Origin of the sequence: Bacillus cereus group sp. N8 (assembly GCF_016483685.1) — a bacterium.
Classification (GTDB): Bacteria; Bacillota; Bacilli; order Bacillales; family Bacillaceae_G; genus Bacillus_A; species Bacillus_A proteolyticus.
Genome location: NZ_JAEHBK010000027.1, coordinates 1 through 24,024, shown reverse-complemented (window position 1 = coordinate 24,024; position 24,024 = coordinate 1). Strand labels below are relative to the sequence as shown.

Below are 24,024 nucleotides of genomic sequence, written 5' to 3'. Positions count from 1 at the left end.
CATGTAAAAATCACCAACTGTTAAACATAGTATTTTACACATTAGTTCTTCTATGCACGTCGAATTGTATTTTTTATCTTAAATTAGGCATTTATTACTTCTTTTTTTACATCTGGTAAGCCTTTTAATAAATTTTCAGCAATTGTTAACCATTTCGATGTCTCTAATCCATTCGTTTTCATCACAATTTTCAATTGTGATCCTTCCATACCAAGACCAATCATACGACCAAAACTATTCCCTAGCATAAATAATTTTCCACCATCGATATTTTGGCTTGCTTGTTCAGAAAACAGGAACGTTACTTCAAATTTATTTTGCTTAATTAACTCAATTTGTTCTTTCATTGCTAACACTTTAATATTTGCGATTTGTAATAAATAACCAACTTCTTGTGGGTAATCACCAAATCTATCTATCATCTCTTCCTGCAGCTCTTCAATATCCTCAATTGCAGAAACACCTCTAAATTGTTTATACATCATAATTTTTTGCTTACTATCTGAAATATACGCATCCGGTAAATATGCATCTACTTCTAAATCAATTTCAACATTAACTGTATTTTCAACTCCGTCTGTTCCCCTGCGCTGTTCAATTGCATCTTTTAGCATTTGAGAATATAGATCAAATCCGACAGAATCAATAAATCCATGTTGTTCTGCCCCTAACAAATTACCCGCACCACGAATTGATAAGTCTCTCATCGCAATTTTGAAACCAGATCCAAGCTCTGTAAACTCTTTAATTGCCTGCAGACGTCTCTCTGCAACTTCCGATAACACTTTATCGCGTTTGTATGCAAAGTATGCATACGCGACGCGATTAGAACGTCCAACACGACCACGAAGCTGATACAACTGTGATAATCCCATACGATCTGCATCAAATACAATTAATGTATTTACATTCGGAATATCTACACCCGTCTCAATAATTGTTGTACTTACAAGAACATCATGCTGCCCCTCTAAAAACGATAGCATAACAGACTCTAATTCACTTTCATTCATTTTCCCGTGTGCGTATGTTACACGAGCGTCTGGAACTAACATCGAAATTTCATCTGCTTTTCTTTCAATATCCTCCACACGGTTATATAAGAAGTAAATTTGACCTCCTCTTGCAAGCTCTCGCTCTATCGCTTCTCGCATTAATGCTGGATTATACTCCACTACATATGTTTGTACTGGGAACCTATTCTCTGGCGGTGTCTCAATTACAGATAAATCACGCACACCAAGCATAGACATATGAAGTGTACGCGGAATCGGAGTTGCCGTTAACGTTAAAACGTCAACATTTGCTTTCAATTGTTTAATTTTTTCTTTATGCGTAACACCGAATCTTTGTTCCTCATCAATAATAAGAAGTCCTAAATCTTTATAGGTAACATCTTTAGATAAAATACGATGTGTTCCGATTACAATATCTACCGTTCCATCTTTTAAACCCTTAATCGTTTCATTTTGTTGTTTCCGCGTACGGAATCTACTTAGTAACCCTATATTAATCGGGTAATCTTGAAAACGCTCTCGAATTGTTTCATAGTGTTGTTGTGCAAGAATGGTTGTCGGTACTAAAATCGCAACTTGTTTTTCATCCATAATTGCTTTAAATGCCGCACGAATGGCTACCTCAGTCTTTCCATACCCTACGTCACCACAAAGAAGCCTATCCATCGGACGTCCACGTTCCATATCTTTCTTAATTTCGTCAATAGAACGTAATTGATCCTCTGTCTCTTGATATGGGAAAGAAGATTCGAATTCTTGTTGTTCTGCCGTATCTGGTGTATATGCATAACCTTTTGAAGCTTCGCGCTCGGCATACAATTTAATTAGGTCATCTGCAATGTCTTGTACAGATTTTTCAACTTTCGTTTTAACCTTCTTCCAATCATTCCCACCTAATTTATAAACTTTCGGATCCTTACCTTCAGATCCTACATATTTTTGCACTTGATCAATTTGTTCAATCGGAACATATAACTTATCATTACCTTGATATTTAATATTTAAATAATCTTTATGAACACCCTTAATCTCTAATGTCTCAATACCTAAAAATTTACCTATACCATGATTTACATGAACTACATAGTCTCCAACTTTTAATTCCGAATAACTTTTAATACGTTCAGCGTTAGATAACTTTTGCTTACGTTGTGATTTTTTAACCTTCTTATGAAAAAGCTCCTTTTCAGTAATAACAACAAGCTTTTGCATCGGCATTTCAAACCCTGCATGTAAATCACCAACAGCAATTTGTAACCTTCCAGGCAATAAAATATCTGTAGCCTCTACAATGTCTGCATCAATATCATAATCACTTAAAATATGTTGTAGTTTTTTTACACGTTCATCATCTGTTCCGAGCACAACGGTCGTAGAATGCCCTTCATTCCATCTATCAATTTCAGTTTTTAACAACTGCATCTGTCCGTGGAAATCTTGCATTGTTTTACATGTCACATTCACAATATTTTGTGGATGTGTATGTGCTATATGGCGCAAGAATAACGTTAAATATACAAAACTTCTTTTTTTATGATGAAGAAACTCCTCAAACGAATGGGAGAAAGATAAGTCCTGAATAATTGTCCCCTCACCAAGAAGTGATATATACCATTCCGCTTCTTCTGTTTCGAGATGTGATGCCGTTTCTTGAATACGGGAAATTTCATCTAAAATCACAACGCCATCTTCTGGTAAATAATCTATCAGACTAGCAGGTTCTTTATAGAAAATAGATAAATATTTAAACATTTGTTCTATACTTTGCCCGTTTTTCAACATCTCAATTTCATGACTTACCGTCTCAAGTACTGTAGTCTTTAATTTATCATCGGAGAGCTTTTGCATCGTCTTAGTCAAACCTTCTTCAAGATGCTTAATTCCCGATTTCAATTCTTCCTGTGAAAATAAAAACTCTGTTGCTGGACCGAACTTAACACTTTCCTTTTTATCTTGAGAGCGCTGTTCATCCACATCAAACAATCGAATAGAATCGACTTCTGTATCGAAGAATTCAATACGAAATGGTAATTCTTCCGTTAATGGGTAAATATCTAATATTCCTCCGCGTAAACTGAACTCTCCTGGAGCTTCTACCATTGACTTACGCTCGTAGCCAATATGATGTAAAGTATGCAAAAGTCCATCTAAATCAATCTCTTGCCCTAGATTGATTTCAATTTGCCTTTGCTTCCATAATTCTTTTATCGGTAAAAATCTACGTAGTCCTGCAACTGGCGCTACAATAATCCCATTCTCTCCCGCTGCTAAGCGATTTAACACTTCAATACGCTGCGCCTTCAATTCTGGACTTGCAACACCAATTTCCGATGCTATCAATTCATTTACGGGATATAACCACACATCTTTTTCACCAAGTAAAGCCACTAAATCTTCATGTACTTTTTGCGCTTGATATAAATTGTGCGTCACAATTAGTTGCGATTTTTTTGTTTTTTTATATAAAGCTGCCATTAATAATGAACGAGAAGATGTAGCCATACCCGATATAAGTTGCTCTTTCAACCCATCTTCTAACCCATTAATAACCGATTGTATCTCTTCATTTTTATAAAACTGCTCTAATAAACCTATCATTATCAAAACTCCTCTCAACATAAAGAGCAAGTTACTATATTTTATGCAAATATTTTGGAAAAAGAAAACAGAAAAATGCTTTGGACATGCCAAAGCGATAACATTTTATTGCAGAAATTTTTCATATTCATAATACTCAGGATAAGATGCGAGCGTTTCTTGACACGATTCACAAATTGTTTTTATATATATATTTCCATTCTCATGAAAATGAATCATATCCACCACTTCTTGCTCTGTTAGTTGAAGCAAAACGTCGCTATATACTTTTTCTACGGTAACGGAGCCTACATTACTCTCGCAATGTCTGCAGTAATAATACCCTTCCATACTAGCCTCCTAAATATCCAGTTACTACTAGTATGGGTTAAAGCAAAATAAAATATTCCAGATTATACGCTTAACTATTAAAAGTATTCATAATTTGGAGAAAAGGTTTATTTAACCACTCTTCACATGCATCTGCTGTCTTTTCAATGGATTGATTAACACCAGGAAGTTCTTCAGACGTAAAACGCCCTAATACATAATCCACTACTTTCATCCCATTTTTCGGACGATCGATTCCCATGCGGATACGTTGAAATTCTTGTGTTCCTAAATGTGAAATTGTTGATTTCACACCATTATGTCCACCTGCACTTCCTTTCATGCGAAGGCGTAATTTACCTACAGGAATATCTAAATCATCATACATGACGATGAAGTCCTCGACATCAATTTTATAATAATCCATAAGTGGACGGATACTTTCCCCAGATAAATTCATATATGTAAGTGGCTTTAATAAGATTACCTTTTCCCCATTAACAAAGCCTGCACCAAATAACCCTTTGAATTTTTGTTCATTCAAAGAAATATTCCAACGCTTGGCAAGTTCATCAATCGCCATAAACCCAATATTATGCCTTGTTAATTCATATTCTCTACCTGGGTTCCCAAGTCCTACTATTAATTTCATTCTTGTACCACTACTTTCTTTTTTCGATACGAAAAGACGTAACCAATCTTGGTTACGTCTCATTCTATCCAATTAATTGAATAATACACTTACCGATTCTTCTTCGTATACACGAATGATTGCTTCTCCGATTAATGGAGCCACTGAAAGTTCATGTACTTTATCAATTTTCTTTTCTTCTGGTAATACGATAGAGTTCGTTACAACTAACTCTTTAATATTCGAATTTTGAATACGCTCAATTGCTGGACCAGATAATACTGGATGTGTACAGCAAGCATATACTTCAGAAGCACCGTTCTCAACAAGAGCGTTTGCCGCTAATGTAATTGTACCAGCTGTATCAATGATGTCATCAATTAAAATTGCTGTTTTGCCTTCAATATTACCGATAATGTTCATTACTTCCGATACATTCGGACGAGGACGACGCTTATCAATAATAGCGATTGGCGCTTTTAGACGGTCTGCCATTTTTCTAGCACGAGTTACACCACCGTGATCAGGAGATACGATTACGATATCTTTAAGACCTTTTGTTTCAAAGTAATCTGAAAGAATCGGTACACCCATTAAATGGTCGATTGGGATATCAAAGAATCCTTGAATTTGTGGAGCATGTAAATCTAGAGTGATTACACGAGTTGCACCTGCTGTTTCAAGCAAGTTTGCTACAAGTTTAGATGTAATTGGTTCACGAGAACGCGCTTTACGGTCTTGACGCGCATAACCATAGTAAGGAATAACAATATTAATTGTTTTTGCAGATGCACGTTTTAATGCATCAATCATAATAAGTAATTCCATGATATGTTCGTTTACTGGGAAGCTTGTAGATTGAATAATGAATACATCGCAACCACGAATACTTTCTTCAATGTTAATTTGAACTTCTCCATCACTAAAACGATCAACAGAACATTTTCCTAGTCCTACTCCAATATGCTTTGCGATTTGCTCAGCAAGTTCCTTATTAGAGTTTAAAGAGAATACTTTCAAATTAGAATTTAGATATTGAGTCGACATCTAGATTAACCCTCCACATTATGATTTTTTCTTATTCAGCAATTGATCAACATAGTCTTCTTTGTTAACTTGACGTGCACGTGCTACTGATAATGCTTTTGATGGAACATTCTCTGTAATTGTAGAGCCTGCTGCCACATAAGCACCATCTTCAACTGTTACAGGAGCAACAAGATTTGAATTACATCCAATAAATACCCCGTTACCAATCACAGTTTTAAATTTATTCTTTCCGTCGTAGTTCACCGTAATTGAACCGCAACCAAGATTCACGTCTTCTCCAATTTGTGCATCCCCGATATAACTTAAGTGTGAAGCTTTACTTCTATTACCAAAAACAGTTTTTTTGATTTCTACGAAGTTTCCAACGCGCACTTCATCTCCAATAACTGAATCTGGGCGAATATGTGCAAATGGACCAACTGATACTTCCGTACCAAGTTTGCTGTCATGTACAGTAGATTGACGAATTACCGTACGCTCTCCAATTTCACTATCGCGAATTACTGTATGTGGTCCAATTTCACAATCAGAACCAATTACAGTGTTACCCTCAATAATTGTTCCTGGGTGAAGAACTGTATCGCTGCCAATAATTGCATCAGCAGAAATGTATGTGTTACTTGGATCAATAATTGTAACACCATTTACCATGTTCTTTCGGTTAATACGGTTTTTCATAATAATTTCCGCTTGCGATAGAGCGACTCTGTCGTTAACACCTAACGTTTCATCGAAGTGCTCTGTTTGATAAGCTGATACAATATGACCTTCATTTTTTAAAATTTCAATAACATCCGGAAGGTAATATTCACCCTGTACATTATCATTTGAAACTTTAGAAAGTGAAGCAAATAGAGCTTTATTATCAAAACAATACGTACCTGTATTGATTTCTTTAATAGCTAATTCTTTTTCATTTGCATCCTTATGCTCAACAATCTTTTCAACATGACCATTCTCATTACGAACGATACGGCCATATCCAGCAGGCTCTTCTATGTACGCTGTTAGTACCGTTGCCATTGCTCCCGCTTCTTCGTGTTGCTGAAGCAATGCTTCCATCGTTTCAGCAGTTATTAGAGGTGTATCACCACAAATAACTAAAGTTGTTCCTTCTTCATTTGCAAGTACATTTGCAGCTTGATCGACAGCATGTGCTGTACCAAGTTGTTCTGCTTGTAATGCAAACTCACTTACGTTTCCTAGCTGTTCTTGTACCATTTCAGCACCATGTCCAACGACTGTTACAAGTTTCTGCATCCCTAATTGAGATACTTGATCGACCACATGTTGTACCATTGGTTTTCCACATACAGGATGTAGCACTTTGTATAGCTTGGACTTCATACGTGTGCCTTTACCTGCAGCTAGAATCACTGCAAATCTGTTTGACATATAGACCCTCCATCGCAACCTATTTATCCATTAACGATATTATCCTAAATCATCATATATTTCAAGAAACACATTATAACTATTAAATTTTACCATAATTCTTATACGATGTTTTACTCTTTAGTATCTTTTTTAAGAAATAAGCTATACTATTTTAAATGATTTTGAAAAAATTAGAAGTTTTTTACCCTTATTTTTCAAAATATGAATTTTTATAATTAGAAACAAGTATTATTCCAAAAAAAAACAAACTCCTGTAAATGCTTACAGGAGTTTGCTACAAAATTATAAGACTTTCTTTCGAAAGCCCTTTTCATTCGAATTTTACGAAGCGCCTGCTTCTTCAAACTCAACCTCTTCTAACTCGCCTAAACGATGATACTCTGTTAAAACCGCATCTTGAATTTTAGAGCGTGTACCAGAATTAATCGGATGTGCAATGTCACGGAATTCTCCATCTGGAGTACGTTTACTTGGCATTGCTACAAATAATCCATTATTACCATCAATTACACGAATATCATGAACAACAAATTCATGGTCTAGAGTAATAGAGGCAATTGCTCTCATGCGGCCTTCTGTGTTTACGCGGCGTAATCTTACGTCAGTCACTTCCATCTTGTGTTCACCACCCTTTTCTAAATAAGCGATATATTTGTATAAATTCCACAAAATTTCTATTTTCCCTTTAATTTTTTAAAAATTTTTAAGATAAAAATTTTTATTGTAGTTGAATATAGAGATTAGTAGAGGTTATCGCTTACAAAGGGTTACTTAACTAGGGCGATTACTTCGATTTCAACAGAAACATCTTTCGGTAATTTTGCTACTTGTACACAAGAACGCGCTGGTTTATGAGTAGAGAAATAAGAACCGTATACTTCATTAACCGCATTAAAATCATCCATATCCTTTAAGAATACTGTTGTTTTTACCACTGTATCAAATGAAGCGCCAGCTTCTGCTAATACTGCTTGTAAATTTTCAAATACTTGCTCTGTTTGTACTGTTACATCCCCCGTTACGAGTTCTCCACTTGCCGTTAACGGGATTTGTCCCGAACTATAGAACATATTATTTACAATAATCCCTTGTGAATATGGTCCGATTGCTTGTGGTGCTTTGCTTGTTTGAACAACTTTCATACTTTTCACCCTTTTATTATTTATTTTTACTCTTTAAAAATAGTGCACGAAAAACAGTTTGTCCACCTATTTTATAATTTATAAATAGAATAAAAAAAGATAAAGCTATCTGCTTTACCCTTTTTACTCAGCCTCTACAATTCCTTCATTAAATGGCGCAAGCGAATAATTCCCCTTCTCCACTTGAATCGCTTTTTCTTTCACATCAACTTCTGACAGACGAATTAATGATACAAAGTTATTAATAAGTCTTTCTTCGATATCCGTAGATTCTACTAATACGCCAATTCCAACAACGTTAGCTTTAAACTCTTCTAGCATGCTCATCATACCTTGAATGGTTCCGCCAGCTTTCATAAAATCATCAATAATTAAAACATTAGATCCTTCTGGAAGGCTACGCTTTGCTAAAGTCATCGTTTGGATTCGCTTAGAGGAACCTGATACATAGTTAATACTAACAGTGGGTCCTTCTGTTACCTTATTATCTTTTCTAGCAATTACCACCGGTACATCTAAGTAATTGGCCACTGCATAAGCAAGTGGAATTCCTTTCGTCGCTACGGTCATAACTGCATCAATTGGTTGTCTAGCAAAAACGGAAGCAAATAAACGCCCCGCACCATTAATCTGGCGAGGATTACTTAAAAGATCCGTCATATATAAGTAACCGCCAGGCAAAATGCGATCTGGATTTTCAAATAAGCTACAAAGCTCATTAATAATCAGATTTGCCTCTTCTTCACTTATATAGGGAATATATTTCACTCCTCCTGCTGCTCCTGGTATCGTTTGCAATGTGCCGACCCCTTGTTGTTCAAACGTTTGCTTAATAATAACTAAATCTTCACTAATGGATGATTTAGCCGATTGATACCTTTCAGCAAAAAAAGTGAGAGAAACTAGCTGACGAGGATTTTGTAGCAAGTAATAAGTCATATCGACCAATCTTGTACTTCGTCTAATTTTCATACTCTCACCTCAAATCACGAATATTCTAAACAAATCATAACGTATTATACGTCTTTATTCAAGCGTTTCTCGCTCTCCTAATAAACGTACCGCATATACTTGTTCGCAAAATCCTTTTAATCCGTTATATATACGATGCATTCGCGAATCATGGTGTACAAGACCAAATACAGTTGGGCCACTTCCACTCATTAATACAGCATCCGCACCGAATCGTTTCATCTGCGCCTTAATACGCGCAACTTCAGGATGCATCGCAAATGTCACATCTTCTAAAACGTTACCAACAGTATCACAAATTCCTTTATAGTCCCCGCCATTAATGACTTCAACCATTTTATCTACATTTGGATGTGTAACACAATTCAATTTTAAATTTCCATATACGTCAGCAGTCGATACACCAATGTGAGGCTTTGCTAAAATAACCCAACAAGAAGGTGGAGTCTTTATGTGTTCAATTTTTTCTCCTCTTCCAGTGGCGATCGCAGTTCCGCCGTATACACAAAACGATACATCTGACCCAATTTCTGCGCCAAGCTCTGCTAACTCATCGATTGTAATCCCTAAATTCCATAACTTATTAAGGCCACGTAATGTCGCTGCTGCATCACTACTTCCACCTGCTAATCCAGCGGCTACTGGAATCGTTTTTTCAATAGTAATAGATACACCTTTTTTCACATTAAACTTCTCTTTTAATAATTTCGCTGCTTGATAAGCTAAGTTGCGTTGGTCGTCTGGGACATACCGATTATGGGACAAAATTTCAATACGGTCTTCTGCTAATTCCGTTAGCTCTAAACGATCTGCTAAATCAATTGTTGTCATAATCATTTTCACTTCATGATATCCGTCTTGTCTTTTTCCCAGTACATCTAACGACAGATTAATCTTTGCTGGCGCTTTCACTAGTAGCTTCAATCTATTCACCCACTCTATGTACTCAATCTTTTATCGTTTATTTTACCATAAATTTATAGTAAGACGATGACACTTCCCTAATTATAACGAAAAGCATTCAGAATGAAACTACTTATATCAAATGATGGCACCTTTTAGCGTGCAAAAAGCCGAGGAATCTCTCCTCGGCTACCGTAGCATAGAAAGTATCTTACAACTACTGGTTTCGTTTCATTAATTGCTGTTCCGCAATTTCTATAGCACGTTTCACCATATTACCAGCATCTTTCGCACGAATTCCGCCCCATCCTTCTTTCTGAACAACATCATAAAAGCCAAGCTCTTTTGCAAGCTCTTCTTTAAATTGATTTGACATGACTCCTCTTCGTCTACTCAATGCAGAGTCCCTCCTTATTTTGCTACGGTATAATTAGTATGCAAAATAATATAGCTTTTCATTTGTGGGAATATATGTAACAAATAACACATTAATTATAAAATGCTTCATTATGGGGTTCATCGTAAAATGTTAACTCTACTGTCTCTGTTAAAACATCTGCATAACTATACGATACACGTTGCAACGCGTCTTCTTGTTGGTCTAATTGTACAACAAAGACCGAACGATACGTTTCTGCAAGTACACCCGATTGCTCCACAGTTTTTCTTCTTCCACTATTCGCCTTTAACATCAGTCGCTGTCCAAGATGGTGATCTAATTCGTTTTTAATATCATCTAAACGTTTTGACATATCCCTTGCTACACCTCGCTGTAATTTAGATTGAACACTTAAAACACGATATATCTATCCCAATTATTAACCGCAATTTACAGACAATATCCTTATAAAAACATCATGCGTTTGAATAGATAGAAGAAATACTATATTGTACAAGTATCATTGTATAGTCTGCACGTTCTTGAAACTTTTTATCCAAACCCATTTACATCATTTCCACATAAAAAAGCAAGATACGTATGTACCTTGCTCATTCATCATAAAGTTGAAAGGGTAATCCAGTTCGTAAAATCCCTCTCGTTTCAATTCCGCCTAGTCCTTTTTCACCAGTAATTGTATTACGCACAACATCCCATACATTGACTCTTTCCATAAATGAAGTGAAACTAACTTTGCCAACTACATATACAGGATCTAGAGCATGAATATTAATTCTAGATGGCGAACTAGCAAAATTAGCACCTGCTCGAATCAGCGCCTCAAAGTGTGATTGACAAGCTCCAGCAAAAATAACGAGTTGATCTAACGATGGATATTTTTTTCGCACTTCTCGAACAGCCTGTACAAAATGTCTAGAATGTCTATATGCTGCTAAATCTCCCATAACTCCTTTTGACTTTGTATATGCATCATGTCCTGTAATGACTAAAATATCTGGACGAAAATGATCGATTAAGTCTACTACCTTTTCATGCATCTCCGTTTCCTTACAATGAATACCTTGTACAGGAACGCCTATTTTATTATATAAATCTAAACACTTGCGCAAATATAAAGGATCTCCATCTATATGCAATACACGCCCTGGCATCTGAAAATAATTCACTTCACTTGTATATCCACCTGTTGAAGTGTGTTCATGTCTTTGTTTCATTAATACATAATCTTGTTGAAATAAACGGTACGTACGCTCCATTGTTTCTTTTTCACGCTTCACTCTTTTTTTATGTTCTCTTTGATCTATACTAATTAAATCTTCAAGCGGCGCATCCGCCACAAGTCTAATTTCTTCCCCAAACAATATCGCGATCTCGCCTTTTATTTCTATAATACGAAAAAGAATATCCCTATTATGAGAATATCGTTCCACTAATTCTCCAACATGTAAAGCCATTCTCCTACCTCCAAACTCGTTAGGCCATCTTACCTGCTTTTAAAGTATGAATTTAGGAAAGGAAAGGTGACAAAAGGGACAGCTCAAGTTGAACTGTCCCTTTCATATTCTTATGACAATTTATGAAGAACTAATGCATTACTTAATGTTGCAAATTCTTCGATAGATAGCGTTTCGCCTCTTCGCCTCGGATCAATTCCTACTTCTGTTAAAATTCGATCCAACAACTCTTTATCTTTCGGGAAACCATTTAAATTATTTGATAAATTATTCATTAACGTTTTACGACGCTGTGCGAAACTCGCTCGTACTACTTCAAAGAAGAAAGTTTCATCTTTCACTTCTACAACTGGTTTAGGACGCTTTAGAAGACGGATAATCGCAGAATCAACATTTGGTTGTGGTACAAACACTGTACGCGGTACAGTCATAACTGTTTCCACCTCTGTATAATACTGAATCGCAATTGATAAAGAACCATATTCTTTCGTTCCAGGTTTAGCAGCTAAACGATCTCCAACTTCTTTTTGCATCATAACAACAAATCCACGAACGGGTAATTTTTCTTCAAGCAATTTAAATAAGATTGGCGTTGTAATGTAGTATGGTAAGTTAGCTACTACCATTACATCTTGTCCTTCTTCGAATTGCTCACTAAACACTTCATGTACATCTGCTTTTAGTACATCTTTATTTATAACTGTAACGTTGCTATATGGAGCTAACGTCTCGTCTAAAATTGGTAATAATCTCTGATCAATTTCAAAAGCCACTACTTTTTTAGCGCGCTTTGCCAATTGCTCTGTTAATGCACCGATACCTGGTCCAATTTCAATTGCGCCACTTTCTGAACCGATTTCTGCGTGATCAACGATACGATTTAATACATTTGTATCAATTAAAAAATTTTGCCCTAAACTTTTTTTGAATGAAAATCCATACTTTTCAACAATGTCTTTTGTACGATTTGGTGTTGCGATATCCTTCATTTTTTTTCCTCCTGTATTACTTGCTTATAAGCTTCTGCAAATGATTCCTTTGAAACTTGAAACACTTGTAAACGTTTATGTAACTGTTTTGCATTTGTATAACCAATCTTTAATAGCTTACCCATTCTTTCTCTGCGACTCTTTGCCATTTCTCCGCCCACTAAGCCCGCATCGACTAGATCACTCCAACTAATTTCACTTGTGTAAGCTTCCATTTCTTCATGTATATTCTCTAAAGCACGGCGAATCGACTCATTAGAAGCATGTTCGATACCAACACCTTTTTTCCTTTTAGCAAGTGCTTCTTCCTTCGGTAAAAAAGCATGCTTACATCCAGGAACCTTGTCAGAAATAATTTTTCGAATACGCTCTCCAGGATAATCCGGATCTGTGAAAATAATAACGCCTCGTTTTTGCTGCGCTAATTTAACTTGCTCAATAACATGATCACCGATTGCTGAACCGTTCGTTTCGATTGTATCCGCATCAACAGCACGTTTAATCGCAACTGTATCATCTTTACCTTCTACAACGATAATCTCTTTAATTTTCATGCTTGCCTCCACACTCGTTTCGTCTCTACTTAGTAAAACAAAAAAATGACGACTTTTCCATTATTATTTTCCCAATCGGGCATTTTAAAAAGTAGAAGAGAAAAATCTTTGTTCACTATTCTTATTGTAACACTTCTATCTCCATCCTAATTTATCCGCAATATTTCTACACTTATGTTATGAGTAAATAATAGGCTCTTAGCATTTCTACTATCCCTCTTCTAAAAAATAAAAAAGAATGGGGCTCCCCCACTCTTTTTTATTCGACACCAAATAAAGCTTTTGCATTCTTTGTTGTTATTTGTGCTACCTCGTCATAAGAAATTCCTTTTAAATTCGCAATTTCTTCTGCTACTAGTTTTACATAACTAGGTTCATTTCGTTTCCCTCGAAATGGATGTGGTGTTAAATATGGACAATCTGTCTCTATCAATAATTTTTCTAATGGAATCTCCATAGCAACTTCTTTCGGTTTTTTCGCATTTTTAAATGTAACAGGCCCACCTAATGAAATTAAAAAGTTCATATCAACACATCGCTGTGCTACTTCTACACTACCGCTAAAGCAATGCATAATGCCTCCCACTTCAGCTGCATTCTCCTCCTCTAGGATATCAACAATATCTTGAGTTGCATCGCGGTTATGTATAATAATCGGTAATTTTACCTTTTTAGCTAATGCAATTTGTTTACGGAATACTTCCTTCTGTATTTCTTTTGGAGACTTATCCCAGTGATAATCTAGTCCCATTTCTCCAAGAGCAACTACTTTAGGGTGAGCAGCTAATTCTTCTAACCAAGCTAAATGTTCCTCTGTCATGTCGATTGCATCAACGGGATGCCATCCAACTGCAGCGTAAATAAAATCATAGGCTTCAGCTAGTTCAATCGCTTTTTTTATTGTTACTTCATCGAATCCCACAACAACTGTATATGTAACTCCCGCTTCTTTCATCCTTGCAATAACTTCTTGTAAATCTTCTTCAAACTGCTCTGCATTTAAATGTGAATGTGTATCAAACAACATAATAAATAACTCCTTTTATATTGAAATCAATTCTATCCTAGAAAAAAATTAAGCCTTTTCTAACTTAACGATAACAATACTACAATTTTAATGCAAAAAAAGGGAATTTAAAAAGAAAAAAGATGCTTCACACATGTTACACGTGAAACATCTCTTTTCTTGTCTCAATTACTTGATCTTTGTACCATTCGGTAAATTTTGGTCGATTGTTGCTAATGACAATACGCCATTTTCTTCACCTGCTAAAATCATACCTTGTGATAATTCACCACGTAATTTTACAGGTTTTAAGTTTGTTACACAAATTACCTTTTTACCTTTTAGATCTTCTGGTGAGTAGAATTTTGCAATTCCCGAAACAACTTGACGCTTTTCTGTTCCTAAATCAAGCTGAATTTTTAACAACTTATCTGCTTTTTTCACAGGTTCAGCTGATATTACTTCAGCTACTCGTAATTCTACTTTAAAGAAATCATCAATTGTAATTTCTTCTGCTTTCGGTTCTTCTTCTTTTTTCTCTTCTACTTTAGGAGCAGAGGCTTGCATTTGTTCTTTAATATACTCTACCTCTACTTCCATTTCCAAACGAGGGAAAATCGGGTTTCCTTTTTCTACTTTTGTTCCAGCTGGAATACAGCCAATTGTAGATAGGCTTTCCCAAGATTTATGTGCCTCTCCAGTAAGTCCAAGTTGAGCAAACATCTTGCTTGGTGCTACTGTTAAGAATGGCATAAGCATAATACCTGTTTGACGAAGTACTTCTGCTAAATGAGCCATTACAGAAGCTAACTTTTCACGATCATTCTCATCTTTCGCTAATACCCACGGCTGTGTTTCATCAATATATTTATTCGTACGGCTAACTAACTGCCAAATAGAACTTAGTGCTACAGAGAACTCCATATTCTCCATTGCCTCTTCTACTTTTTTCAATGTATCCTTCGCAAATGTAACTAGCGTTTCATCGAACTCAGTTACATTCGCTTTAAATGCAGGGATTTCCCCATTAAAGTATTTATCAATCATAGCTACTGTACGATTTAATAAGTTTCCTAAGTCATTCGCTAAATCAAAGTTAATTCGTTCAACAAATCCCTCTGGTGTGAATACGCCATCAGATCCAAATGGAACTTCGCGAAGTAAGTAGTAACGTAATGCATCTAATCCGTAACGATCAATTAGTGTAACTGGATCTACTACGTTTCCTTTTGACTTACTCATTTTTCCATCCTTCATTAAAATCCAGCCATGAGCAAAGACTTTCTTCGGAAGTGGTAAATCTAACGCCATTAAAATAATTGGCCAATAAATTGTATGGAAACGAACGATTTCTTTTCCAACTAAATGAACATCTGCTGGCCAGAATTTTTTATATTTCTCTTCATTTTCTGTTCCATATCCTAATGCAGTAATGTAATTAGACAAAGCATCTACCCATACATAAATAACGTGTTTTGGGTTCCCTGGAACACGAACTCCCCAGTCAAATGAAGTACGAGACACAGCCAAATCTTCTAATCCTGGCTTAATAAAATTATTAATCATTTCATTTTTACGAGACTCCGGTTGAATGAAATGAGGGTTCTCTTCGTAGAACTTTAATAGTCGGTCTACATATTTACCCATTCTAAAGAAATAAGACTCTTCGCGAACAAGCTCTACATCATGACCACTATCTGGGCTTTTTCCACCAACTACTTTGTCGCCCTCCATAATTGGATCTACTAATTGATGCGCTGTATAGAATGTTTCATCTTGTACAGAATACCAACCTTCATATTCATCAAGATAAATATCACCTTGATCTACTAGCTGCTTGAAGATTTTCTCAACGACATCTTTATGACGATCTTCAGTTGTACGAATAAAATCATCATAAGAAATATCCATCTTCTCCCAAAGTTCTTTAATCCCTGATACAATGTTGTCCACATATGCTTGTGGTGTAACATTTAGTTCTTCTGCTTTCTTTTGGATCTTCTGTCCATGCTCATCAGTTCCTGTTAAATAATGAACATTGTATCCTTGCATACGCTTATATCGTGCCATCGCATCTCCTGCTACTGTCGTATAAGCATGTCCAATGTGTAACTTTCCACTTGGATAATAAATTGGGGTAGTAATATAAAAGGACTTATTTTCCTCTGTCATTGTTTTGGACCTCCCGGATGACCTCATATGTATTTATAAACAGTATATCAAAAACTCACATATAAAAACGAGTTAATGCTCGATATCTTTATCATCTATTACTCATATTTTTAAAAATTATACAACCCTTCCCTTAAATATATATATTTTTCAGAAAATAAAACGAAATAATTATAGTAATTACCCACATTCTATTATATATAAGAAGTAAGAAATCTATAAATCTTTTTAAAAAATATAGAATTTAAGAATTGACGGAAATGTAAATGATTGGTATCATATGTCCATAGGGTATTTTGTCGAAAAATGACGAATCAAAAAAATAGACTCGTAACTTATAAACTATTTATTTAGGAGGAAAAGAATTATGAAATCTACTGGTATCGTTCGTAAAGTTGATGAATTAGGTCGTGTGGTAATTCCAATCGAATTACGCCGTACTTTAGGTATTGCAGAAAAGGATGCTCTTGAAATCTACGTTGATGACGAAAAAATCATCTTAAAAAAATATAAACCAAACATGACTTGCCAAGTAACTGGTGAAGTATCTGATGGTAACCTATCTTTAGCTGAAGGAAAAATTATCTTAAGCAAAGAAGGCGCTGAGCAAATCTTAAACGAACTTCATGATTATATCGAAACAGCAAAATAAGCTTCTCAATTATGAGAAGCTTATTTTTTATCGACATGATAGATTTGATATACATCCCTTTTCGACAAATCTCGATCTTTAGCGACTGTTTTAATCGCTTCTTTTGAATTCATGCCTTTTTCATTTATATAATGTTCAATATGATCATATACTGAAACAGATTCCCACCATTGTTCTTCTGGAGCAGGTTCTTCCGTTGAACCAGCTACTAAAATACAAAACTCACCACGGACTTCATTTTGCTTCGTCCACTCAATCGCTTCCTCAATTGTTCCACGAATAAATTCTTCAAATTTTTTCGTTAGCTCGCGACATAATACGATTTCCCTATTCCCTAAAACTTCTTGCATTGAGATTAAAGTATCATCTAGACGATGAGGTGCTTCATAAAACATCATTGTAGTTTGTACGTAACGAATCTTCTCTAATTCCATTCTTCTTTCCTTTTTATTTCTTTGCAAAAATCCATAGAAATAAAACTGCTTTGTTTCAAGTCCTGATGCGATTAATGCTGTAAGAGCCGCATTCGCTCCAGGAAGCGGGATAACATGATATTGTTCTTCTACAGCTTCTACAACAATATCGTAACCAGGGTCAGAAATACACGGCATACCGGCATCGCTCACAATGGCTACAGTCTTACCATCTTCTAACTTATCTAAAATTTTTCGTCCACTTACTTCTTTGTTATGCTCGTGATAACTCATAACTGGTGTTTCAATTTCAAAATAATTACAAAGCTTCTTCGTTTGTCTTGTATCTTCAGCAGCAATAATATCTGCCTCTTTTAAAATTCGGATTGCACGAAATGTCATATCCTCTAAATTTCCGATTGGAGTTGGTACTAAATATAAAACTCCCTTTTCATTTTGCTGAAAGCTTTTTTGCTGCCACATAGCGTTCTCCTTTTTGCATGTATTCTTCTTTTTGTTTCCTCGTTAACTGCTTAAAATGATATTCAGCTTGCATAGCCGTCCGTTTATCCTCATGATCCTCTACATATTTTAAAACAACCGGAAGTCTAGCACGTGTATATCTAGCACCTTTTCCATTATTATGAGTCTGAATCCGCTTTTCTATATGATTTGTATATCCAGCATAATAACTTCCATCAGAACACTCTACCACATAAAAACAATGCTTATTCGTCTCCATATAAAATTGAACGAATCTCCTCTGTATATTCGTTATTCTCTTCATATACAAAAAGAGGTGGCAAGATTTTTAAATCTGCATTTCCATCCTTAATTCCTTCAATTAACAATGTATTCGCTTCTTTACCAGCCTTAGGATAAACAAATCGCACACGTTTCGGTTCAATTTTGTATTTACGCATCAATGTAACGATATCGAGAAAACGACCTGGACGATGTACAAATGCAACTTTCCCACCCTGTTTTACCAACTGGCTACTTGCATATACAACATCTTCTAATGTACACATAATTTCGTGACGAGCTATCGCTAAATGTTCATTCATGTTTTTCTCAGAAGTTTGCGGTGTTTGAAAATAAGGAGGATTACACGTTACAACATCATATTGATGGCGTCCAAGTTTCTCCGGCATATCTTTCAAATCTCCATGGATTAAATGAATTCTTTCTTCTAAATTATTGTATTGAATGCTTCTTATTCCCATATCATATAAGCGCTCTTGAATCTCTACACCTGTAATTGTCCCCTTTGTCCTTGTACTCAATAAAAGAGGTACAACCGCATTCCCCGTACACAAATCAAGTAAATTACCTTTTTGAATTGGTACCCAAGCAAAATCTGCAAGTAACACAGCATCTAAAGAGAAATTAAATACTGATGGACTTTGTATAATCTTCATATCTTGTGCTAATAAGTAATCTAAACGTTCATCTTCGTATAAATTCATATATTGCTCCCTTTCTTACACTTACCCTACCCTATTTCATCCTCTATTAATATAAAAATAAATTTCATTCTACTCTCATGTATAAAAAATTACCTTTCCAATTATATTGGAAAGGTAATCTCACTTTTTATTTAAAAATGACAGACAGAATAAACAATCTCCCTCTTTACGTACACTTCCATAATGTAGATTGCAAATATGAAAACCTTCCTGATACAGTCTCGCTAAGTTATCGTAGCCCTCACCGATATCTGTTTTTGGCTTCATTTCTTTGCGTTTTTGAGTTTTTTGTTTTTCCTTATTCTGCACTTCTTCAAAACGATGTCGCAAATTTTCATTTTCCATTTTTATATGTTGGTTTTCTTCCAATAATTCTGCAAGATGTTGTTTTAATTCTCCCAACTGTTTGTATAAATGTCCAATTTGCTCTTCCATACTAGAAACCGATGCAAAAATATCCTTTTTCTCCACAAGCACCCACCTCATTAATCTGTGGTTTGACTCGAAACGACCCCTTTTTTAATTAATTCATCTAACGTATATTCTACTATCCGTTCCTTGTCTACTAGTTCCACTTGAATTAATCTTTCTAAAATATTTAATCCGATAACACGGCCAATACCATGCGGGGTTTGTATACGTTGATCTAAATCAGGAAGTTGTTCCTTTGCTGCCTCATATTCATCATTCTCATATTTTAAGCAACACATTAAGCGACCACATAAACCAGAGATTTTTGCAGGATTTAATGATAAATTTTGATCCTTTGCCATTTTAATGGATACAGGTTCAAAATCTCCTAAAAAAGTAGAACAACAAAGCATACGACCACATGGACCAATACCACCAAGCATTTTTGCTTCGTCACGAACACCGATCTGTCTTAGCTCGATTCTTGTCCTAAAAATTGCTGCTAGGTCTTTTACCAGTTCACGGAAATCAATCCGCCCATCTGCAGTAAAGTAGAAAATAATCTTATTACGATCAAACGTATACTCTACATCTACAAGCTTCATATCAAGATTATGTTCTCCTACCTTTTGTTGACAAACTTGATATGCTTCTTTCGCAGCATGCCTATTCTCTTCAACAATGGTACGATCATTTTCATTTGCAATACGAATAACCTTTTTAAGCGGTAATACAACGTCGTTTTCATCAACTTGCTTTTTGGTAATAACTACTTTCCCGTACTCAATACCCCTTACCGTTTCTACAATTACAAACTCATTTTCTGAGATATCGAACTGATTTGGATCAAAGTAATATACCTTCCCGGCCTTCTTAAAGCGAACACCTACTACATCATACAAAACGGTCATCCCTCCTGCAACCGCAACACTAACTGTTCGAACACAAGCTGCGCATTTACATTAGCGTTGATTCTATTTTTTGCCTCTAATATATGAAAGAGAGCTGATACAATGCGCTTCTGAGCATAAGAAAAGGATTCAAACATCTCTTTCTGCTCATGAAAAACAAGACGATCTTCTTCTCCAAGTTGAACATATAATAAATCCTTATAAATAAGGAGTAACATATCTAAGCCTTGCTGTAATTGTTCTTTCTCTCCAAAGTGCTTCCCCCATTTTTCTTGTACAAAAAAAATAGAGGCCTTATCTTTTTCGAGCGCTTCACATAATTTTATCACTAAAGCTCTCGCTTGTGCAAACCATTCATCATTACACATTAATAAAGCTTCTTCAAAACTATTTGTAAGCTGTGCAGCCAGTGTAGATAAAGAAACTGTAATACCTTCTTCCTCTAATCTCTTAATTAAGGATTCTGTAGGTAACGGCCTAAATGTAACAACTTGACAACGAGATAAGATTGTATTTAAAATCTGATGACTTTGTTCAGTAAGTAAAATGGCTGTTGTATCACTACTTGGTTCTTCTAAAAACTTTAAGAGTGTATTTGCTGCATTTGCTGTCATACGATCTGCATGCTCAATAATATATACTTTTTTATTTGCTTCTAATCCTGTTTTTGAAAACTCTTCTTGTAAATCTTGAATTTGCTGTTTTTTAATAGATAATCCATCTGGTTTTACAATATGTAAGTTTGGGTGGTTACCTGAATCAATTCGGCGACAATTCGTACATACATGACAAGGCTCTACACCATTTCTTTGTGAACAGAGAAAACTTTTTGCCATTTGAATTGCTGTTGCGAACTTCCCAGTCCCTTTTCCTCCCTCTAACAAGTAAGCGTGGGATATACGCTCTTTTGCAATGCTATTCATCAACATTTTGACACCGATGGGCTGTATAACAGAAAACTGCTCCCACGTCTTTATCATAATGCATACCTCACTTATTTCATTCTTTCCTTCTATTATAACAATTTATCTTCTACAATCTGAATAACTTCTTCTATAAGTTTTTCCATTGGTTGATCAGCATCCACTACTACAATACGATCAGAGAAGCGCTCTACAACTTGTAAATACCCTTCACGCACGCGTTTATGGAAAGCGATGTCTTCCATATCTAGTCGATTTACTTCGCGTCCTGCATCTTTTTCAATTCGTGCTAACCCAACCTCTGGCTCAATGTCTAAATAAATTGTTAAACTAGGCATACAATCTTCCGTTGCGAAACGATTAATTTCAAATACTTTATCCATACCTAAGCCTCTTGCATATCCTTGATACGCTAAAGAGCTATCTATAAAACGATCACATAGTACAAGATAGTTTTCCTCAAGTGCTGGCATAACTTTTTCCACTAAATGTTGTCTACGTGCAGCAGCATACAAAAGTGCCTCTGTACGTGCTTCCATCATCGTATATTCTTGTTTATGTAAAATTGTTCTAATATCTTCAGAAATTGCAATACCACCCGGTTCCCTGGTCGCCATTACCTTTTGTTCTTTTTGCTCAAAATATGGCAATAAACTTTTAATTAACGTTGTTTTACCCGAACCTTCTGGCCCTTCAATTGTCACAAATAATCCCTTCATCCTAAAACCTACTTTCTATATCATACACGTTCATATATTTCGTACTACCTTGAAAACGAGCACCTGTTTTCTCTAAATGAGTAATTTGCTTTGTATGTTCCTGAGTAATTCTCTCTCCATACATGATCAATGGAATTCCAGGTGGATACGGAATCACCATTTCTGCAGCTATCATACCAACCGCTTCTTCTATAGATGCTAACTTCGTCTCGTATCTCTCTAATTGTTTATACGTATACGGTAAAGGAGAAATTTCTCCTTTATAAGTATAACGAATTGATGCTGTCTTGTCTTTTACCTTATATTGCTGCAAAGCTACTCGAATTATCTCTATAGCTTTTATATACTCCCCATTTACTTGTAACGGTAATATAAATAGGACGTTATATGGATCTGCCATTTCCGTATATATACCAACCTTTTCAAATACGGACTGTAATTCATACCCTGATAACTGACAACGAGTTTGCACCGTAACCTTTAATTCATCTTGCAACGGATATTGTAAAATAGCTATTTGCGGGATTGATCGCAATTCTTCTTTAAATCGGCGTAAAAACTCAACAATATCATCATGACCTTTTTCCTTTATAACCGCTATTGCAAAACGGGCTATATCAAGGGATGCCATAATTGGATACGATGGGCTACTAGATTGTAGCATATTTAAATAGGAGGACACTTTTTCTTTACTCACCAAATGGCTATTTATATGTAAATAAGATCCCATTGTCATTGCGGGTAATGTTTTATGTGCGGAATGAACCACAATATCCGCACCATAAGCTAATGCTGACTTTGGGAATGGATCCCCTATGCAAAAATGTGCCCCATGTGCTTCATCTACTAGAACAGGAATTTTATGTTCATGTGCGTAAGCGATACTTGCCTCTAAATCAATCCCCATACCATAGTAATTAGGGTGTGTTAAAATAAGTGCTTTAGCATTCGGATACTTTGTAATTGCCTCCTTGATAGCTTCATCATGAACACCTACTGGTACGTTATGTACTTTATCAATCCATGGATTTAAAAAGACCGGGTTAGCCCCTGCTAATTTCAAAGCGTTAATGATTGATTTATGACAATTTCTTTGCACGAGGACAATATCATGTTCGCCGCAGCAAGACAAAATCATCGCTAAATTTCCAACTGTTGAACCATTAATTAAAAAATAACTTTTTTGCACGCCATATACTTCAGCTAATAATCGCTGTGCTTCATCTATACATTCAAACGGACTATGTAAATCATCTAATCCTGTTAACTCTGTTACATCCATCGATAATATGTCTTTAAACCCTCCTGTAGCTTCCTCAGGGAAGTTTAAACCATTCTTATGACCTGGAACATGAAAAGATAGTGGTCGTCTTTCTTTAAATTCCATTAAAGCCTCATATAAAGGCATACGATTTTGATTCATCTATATCTCTTCCTTATTATTCATTCTATATCTATTATACAGAACAAAAAAAATAATAGGCATATGCCTATTTAAAAATATGATACTTCTAATTTTCGAAGTTGTTTTAAATAATATATATACTTCGGATCATTTGTCTCCGTATTCACCATATCTTTTTCACATTCATAACAAATCAAATTATTATAAACATATATACCTTCTTTTCTTTCTGTCTCACAAACAATGCAAACTTCGCTTTGCGATTTCATAACCTTCCCTCCCTATTTAAATGGACATATTTTATACTTCTATTCCTTAACAATTTACAGAAAAATATACATCAATCTCTTATATAATATGATTAACTCTTGGGCAACGTGTTTGTATTATCATTACTTCTTTTACGTACTGTTTAACAATACAAAAAAACACAAGTCAAAAGACTTGTGTTTTTAGTTGCTTGGCGACGTCCTACTCTCACAGGGACAAGGTCCCAACTACCATCGGCGCTAGAGAGCTTAACTTCC

The 24,024-nt window shown here is 35.5% G+C and carries 26 protein-coding genes; 1 reads left to right on the top strand and 25 read right to left on the bottom strand.

Translation table 11 applies throughout. From position 1 onward, the window contains the following. Positions 1 to 83 precede the first annotated feature (83 nt). The 16 genes from mfd to metG all read right to left on the bottom strand — a co-directional run bounded on the left by mfd (position 84) and on the right by metG (position 16,594). The gene (gene mfd / locus JDS80_RS24815; protein WP_199640200.1) at positions 84 to 3,614 is read right to left on the bottom strand and encodes a transcription-repair coupling factor; all 3,531 of its coding nucleotides are present in this window, start codon (positions 3,612 to 3,614) and stop codon (positions 84 to 86) included. Between the two features lie 105 nt (positions 3,615 to 3,719). Beyond that, the gene (locus JDS80_RS24810; protein WP_000399437.1) at positions 3,720 to 3,944 is read right to left on the bottom strand and encodes an anti-sigma-F factor Fin; all 225 of its coding nucleotides are present in this window, start codon (positions 3,942 to 3,944) and stop codon (positions 3,720 to 3,722) included. Positions 3,945 to 4,014: 70 nt separating this feature from the next. Next, the gene (gene pth, locus JDS80_RS24805; RefSeq protein WP_000767700.1) at positions 4,015 to 4,575 is read right to left on the bottom strand and encodes an aminoacyl-tRNA hydrolase; all 561 of its coding nucleotides are present in this window, start codon (positions 4,573 to 4,575) and stop codon (positions 4,015 to 4,017) included. A gap of 72 nt (positions 4,576 to 4,647) precedes the next feature. Then, complete coding sequence (locus JDS80_RS24800) at positions 4,648 to 5,601, bottom strand: ribose-phosphate diphosphokinase (protein ID WP_000107420.1); 954 nt, start codon at positions 5,599 to 5,601, stop codon at positions 4,648 to 4,650. Between the two features lie 18 nt (positions 5,602 to 5,619). Continuing rightward, positions 5,620 to 6,999: a bifunctional UDP-N-acetylglucosamine diphosphorylase/glucosamine-1-phosphate N-acetyltransferase GlmU gene (glmU, locus tag JDS80_RS24795; RefSeq protein ID WP_000071044.1), complete on the bottom strand. Its 1,380-nt coding sequence runs from the start codon at positions 6,997 to 6,999 to the stop codon at positions 5,620 to 5,622. A 324-nt stretch (positions 7,000 to 7,323) separates the two neighbouring features. After that, positions 7,324 to 7,617, bottom strand: a complete 294-nt coding sequence (spoVG, locus tag JDS80_RS24790) for a septation regulator SpoVG (RefSeq protein WP_000454041.1) — start codon at positions 7,615 to 7,617, stop codon at positions 7,324 to 7,326. 152 nt (positions 7,618 to 7,769) lie between these two features. Beyond that, positions 7,770 to 8,144, bottom strand: a complete 375-nt coding sequence (locus JDS80_RS24785; protein WP_000869819.1) for a RidA family protein — start codon at positions 8,142 to 8,144, stop codon at positions 7,770 to 7,772. A gap of 123 nt (positions 8,145 to 8,267) precedes the next feature. Then, positions 8,268 to 9,116 (bottom strand): pur operon repressor, encoded by an 849-nt coding sequence (gene purR, locus JDS80_RS24780; RefSeq protein WP_071745153.1) that lies wholly within the window; start codon positions 9,114 to 9,116, stop codon positions 8,268 to 8,270. Positions 9,117 to 9,170: 54 nt separating this feature from the next. Next, the gene (ispE, locus tag JDS80_RS24775; protein ID WP_000772102.1) at positions 9,171 to 10,040 is read right to left on the bottom strand and encodes a 4-(cytidine 5'-diphospho)-2-C-methyl-D-erythritol kinase; all 870 of its coding nucleotides are present in this window, start codon (positions 10,038 to 10,040) and stop codon (positions 9,171 to 9,173) included. 196 nt (positions 10,041 to 10,236) lie between these two features. After that, positions 10,237 to 10,416, bottom strand: a complete 180-nt coding sequence (gene sspF, locus JDS80_RS24770; protein ID WP_002094215.1) for an acid-soluble spore protein SspF — start codon at positions 10,414 to 10,416, stop codon at positions 10,237 to 10,239. 91 nt (positions 10,417 to 10,507) lie between these two features. Then, positions 10,508 to 10,771, bottom strand: coding sequence for a biofilm formation stimulator Veg (gene veg / locus JDS80_RS24765; RefSeq protein ID WP_000044339.1), 264 nt, complete (start codon positions 10,769 to 10,771; stop codon positions 10,508 to 10,510). Between the two features lie 238 nt (positions 10,772 to 11,009). Next, positions 11,010 to 11,873: a sporulation peptidase YabG gene (gene yabG / locus JDS80_RS24760; RefSeq protein WP_071771801.1), complete on the bottom strand. Its 864-nt coding sequence runs from the start codon at positions 11,871 to 11,873 to the stop codon at positions 11,010 to 11,012. Between the two features lie 110 nt (positions 11,874 to 11,983). After that, a complete protein-coding gene (gene rsmA / locus JDS80_RS24755) occupies positions 11,984 to 12,862 on the bottom strand; it encodes a 16S rRNA (adenine(1518)-N(6)/adenine(1519)-N(6))-dimethyltransferase RsmA (protein WP_199640199.1) in 879 nt (292 codons plus the stop codon). Continuing rightward, entirely contained in the window at positions 12,859 to 13,416 is a 558-nt protein-coding gene (gene rnmV, locus JDS80_RS24750) for a ribonuclease M5 (RefSeq protein ID WP_071745150.1), read from the bottom strand. The genes rsmA and rnmV overlap by 4 nt, the downstream gene beginning before the upstream one ends. Before the next feature lie 259 nt (positions 13,417 to 13,675). Beyond that, positions 13,676 to 14,443, bottom strand: a complete 768-nt coding sequence (locus tag JDS80_RS24745; protein ID WP_071771800.1) for a TatD family hydrolase — start codon at positions 14,441 to 14,443, stop codon at positions 13,676 to 13,678. Positions 14,444 to 14,611: 168 nt separating this feature from the next. Further along, complete coding sequence (metG, locus tag JDS80_RS24740; RefSeq protein ID WP_199640198.1) at positions 14,612 to 16,594, bottom strand: methionine--tRNA ligase; 1,983 nt, start codon at positions 16,592 to 16,594, stop codon at positions 14,612 to 14,614. A 367-nt stretch (positions 16,595 to 16,961) separates the two neighbouring features. On the opposite strand from metG, the gene JDS80_RS24735 reads away from it, so the two are divergent. After that, positions 16,962 to 17,246 carry an AbrB/MazE/SpoVT family DNA-binding domain-containing protein gene (locus tag JDS80_RS24735; RefSeq protein WP_071745147.1) on the top strand — a complete coding sequence of 95 codons (285 nt, stop codon included), beginning with the start codon at positions 16,962 to 16,964 and terminating at the stop codon, positions 17,244 to 17,246. Between the two features lie 20 nt (positions 17,247 to 17,266). Here JDS80_RS24735 and rsmI read toward each other — a convergent pair whose 3' ends face one another. The 9 genes from rsmI to JDS80_RS24690 form a co-directional block, all read right to left on the bottom strand. After that, on the bottom strand, positions 17,267 to 18,142 hold the full coding sequence (rsmI, locus tag JDS80_RS24730; RefSeq protein WP_199640197.1) for a 16S rRNA (cytidine(1402)-2'-O)-methyltransferase: 876 nt from the start codon (positions 18,140 to 18,142) through the stop codon (positions 17,267 to 17,269). Further along, positions 18,111 to 18,401: a GIY-YIG nuclease family protein gene (locus tag JDS80_RS24725; RefSeq protein WP_016131051.1), complete on the bottom strand. Its 291-nt coding sequence runs from the start codon at positions 18,399 to 18,401 to the stop codon at positions 18,111 to 18,113. Before JDS80_RS24725 ends, rsmI begins: the two co-directional genes overlap by 32 nt. Then, positions 18,388 to 19,128, bottom strand: coding sequence for a tRNA1(Val) (adenine(37)-N6)-methyltransferase (locus tag JDS80_RS24720; protein ID WP_071745145.1), 741 nt, complete (start codon positions 19,126 to 19,128; stop codon positions 18,388 to 18,390). Before JDS80_RS24720 ends, JDS80_RS24725 begins: the two co-directional genes overlap by 14 nt. A gap of 120 nt (positions 19,129 to 19,248) precedes the next feature. Further along, positions 19,249 to 19,599, bottom strand: a complete 351-nt coding sequence (gene yabA / locus JDS80_RS24715; RefSeq protein WP_000412059.1) for a DNA replication initiation control protein YabA — start codon at positions 19,597 to 19,599, stop codon at positions 19,249 to 19,251. A 14-nt stretch (positions 19,600 to 19,613) separates the two neighbouring features. After that, positions 19,614 to 20,441: a PSP1 domain-containing protein gene (locus JDS80_RS24710; protein WP_199640196.1), complete on the bottom strand. Its 828-nt coding sequence runs from the start codon at positions 20,439 to 20,441 to the stop codon at positions 19,614 to 19,616. Between the two features lie 5 nt (positions 20,442 to 20,446). Next, complete coding sequence (gene holB, locus JDS80_RS24705) at positions 20,447 to 21,430, bottom strand: DNA polymerase III subunit delta' (protein WP_199640195.1); 984 nt, start codon at positions 21,428 to 21,430, stop codon at positions 20,447 to 20,449. A gap of 35 nt (positions 21,431 to 21,465) precedes the next feature. Continuing rightward, positions 21,466 to 22,092: a dTMP kinase gene (gene tmk / locus JDS80_RS24700; protein ID WP_000677223.1), complete on the bottom strand. Its 627-nt coding sequence runs from the start codon at positions 22,090 to 22,092 to the stop codon at positions 21,466 to 21,468. A gap of 1 nt (position 22,093) precedes the next feature. After that, a complete protein-coding gene (locus JDS80_RS24695; protein WP_199640194.1) occupies positions 22,094 to 23,515 on the bottom strand; it encodes an aminotransferase class I/II-fold pyridoxal phosphate-dependent enzyme in 1,422 nt (473 codons plus the stop codon). Positions 23,516 to 23,586: 71 nt separating this feature from the next. Beyond that, positions 23,587 to 23,766, bottom strand: coding sequence for a sigma factor G inhibitor Gin (locus tag JDS80_RS24690; RefSeq protein WP_000842053.1), 180 nt, complete (start codon positions 23,764 to 23,766; stop codon positions 23,587 to 23,589). Positions 23,767 to 24,024 lie beyond the last annotated feature (258 nt).

Coding starts and splice junctions, on each gene's coding strand:
- mfd (WP_199640200.1), bottom strand. CDS start 3,614: ATGATAGGTTTATTAGAGCAGTTTTATAAAAATGAAGAGATACAATCG.
- JDS80_RS24810 (WP_000399437.1), bottom strand. CDS start 3,944: ATGGAAGGGTATTATTACTGCAGACATTGCGAGAGTAATGTAGGCTCC.
- pth (WP_000767700.1), bottom strand. CDS start 4,575: ATGAAATTAATAGTAGGACTTGGGAACCCAGGTAGAGAATATGAATTA.
- JDS80_RS24800 (WP_000107420.1), bottom strand. CDS start 5,601: ATGTCGACTCAATATCTAAATTCTAATTTGAAAGTATTCTCTTTAAAC.
- glmU (WP_000071044.1), bottom strand. CDS start 6,999: ATGTCAAACAGATTTGCAGTGATTCTAGCTGCAGGTAAAGGCACACGT.
- spoVG (WP_000454041.1), bottom strand. CDS start 7,617: ATGGAAGTGACTGACGTAAGATTACGCCGCGTAAACACAGAAGGCCGC.
- JDS80_RS24785 (WP_000869819.1), bottom strand. CDS start 8,144: ATGAAAGTTGTTCAAACAAGCAAAGCACCACAAGCAATCGGACCATAT.
- purR (WP_071745153.1), bottom strand. CDS start 9,116: ATGAAAATTAGACGAAGTACAAGATTGGTCGATATGACTTATTACTTG.
- veg (WP_000044339.1), bottom strand. CDS start 10,771: ATGTCAAAACGTTTAGATGATATTAAAAACGAATTAGATCACCATCTT.
- yabG (WP_071771801.1), bottom strand. CDS start 11,873: ATGGCTTTACATGTTGGAGAATTAGTGGAACGATATTCTCATAATAGG.
- rsmA (WP_199640199.1), bottom strand. CDS start 12,862: ATGAAGGATATCGCAACACCAAATCGTACAAAAGACATTGTTGAAAAG.
- rnmV (WP_071745150.1), bottom strand. CDS start 13,416: ATGAAAATTAAAGAGATTATCGTTGTAGAAGGTAAAGATGATACAGTT.
- JDS80_RS24745 (WP_071771800.1), bottom strand. CDS start 14,443: ATGTTGTTTGATACACATTCACATTTAAATGCAGAGCAGTTTGAAGAA.
- metG (WP_199640198.1), bottom strand. CDS start 16,594: ATGACAGAGGAAAATAAGTCCTTTTATATTACTACCCCAATTTATTAT.
- JDS80_RS24735 (WP_071745147.1), top strand. CDS start 16,962: ATGAAATCTACTGGTATCGTTCGTAAAGTTGATGAATTAGGTCGTGTG.
- rsmI (WP_199640197.1), bottom strand. CDS start 18,142: ATGTGGCAGCAAAAAAGCTTTCAGCAAAATGAAAAGGGAGTTTTATAT.
- JDS80_RS24725 (WP_016131051.1), bottom strand. CDS start 18,401: ATGGAGACGAATAAGCATTGTTTTTATGTGGTAGAGTGTTCTGATGGA.
- JDS80_RS24720 (WP_071745145.1), bottom strand. CDS start 19,128: ATGAATTTATACGAAGATGAACGTTTAGATTACTTATTAGCACAAGAT.
- holB (WP_199640195.1), bottom strand. CDS start 21,430: ATGATAAAGACGTGGGAGCAGTTTTCTGTTATACAGCCCATCGGTGTC.
- tmk (WP_000677223.1), bottom strand. CDS start 22,092: ATGAAGGGATTATTTGTGACAATTGAAGGGCCAGAAGGTTCGGGTAAA.
- JDS80_RS24695 (WP_199640194.1), bottom strand. CDS start 23,515: ATGAATCAAAATCGTATGCCTTTATATGAGGCTTTAATGGAATTTAAA.
- JDS80_RS24690 (WP_000842053.1), bottom strand. CDS start 23,766: ATGAAATCGCAAAGCGAAGTTTGCATTGTTTGTGAGACAGAAAGAAAA.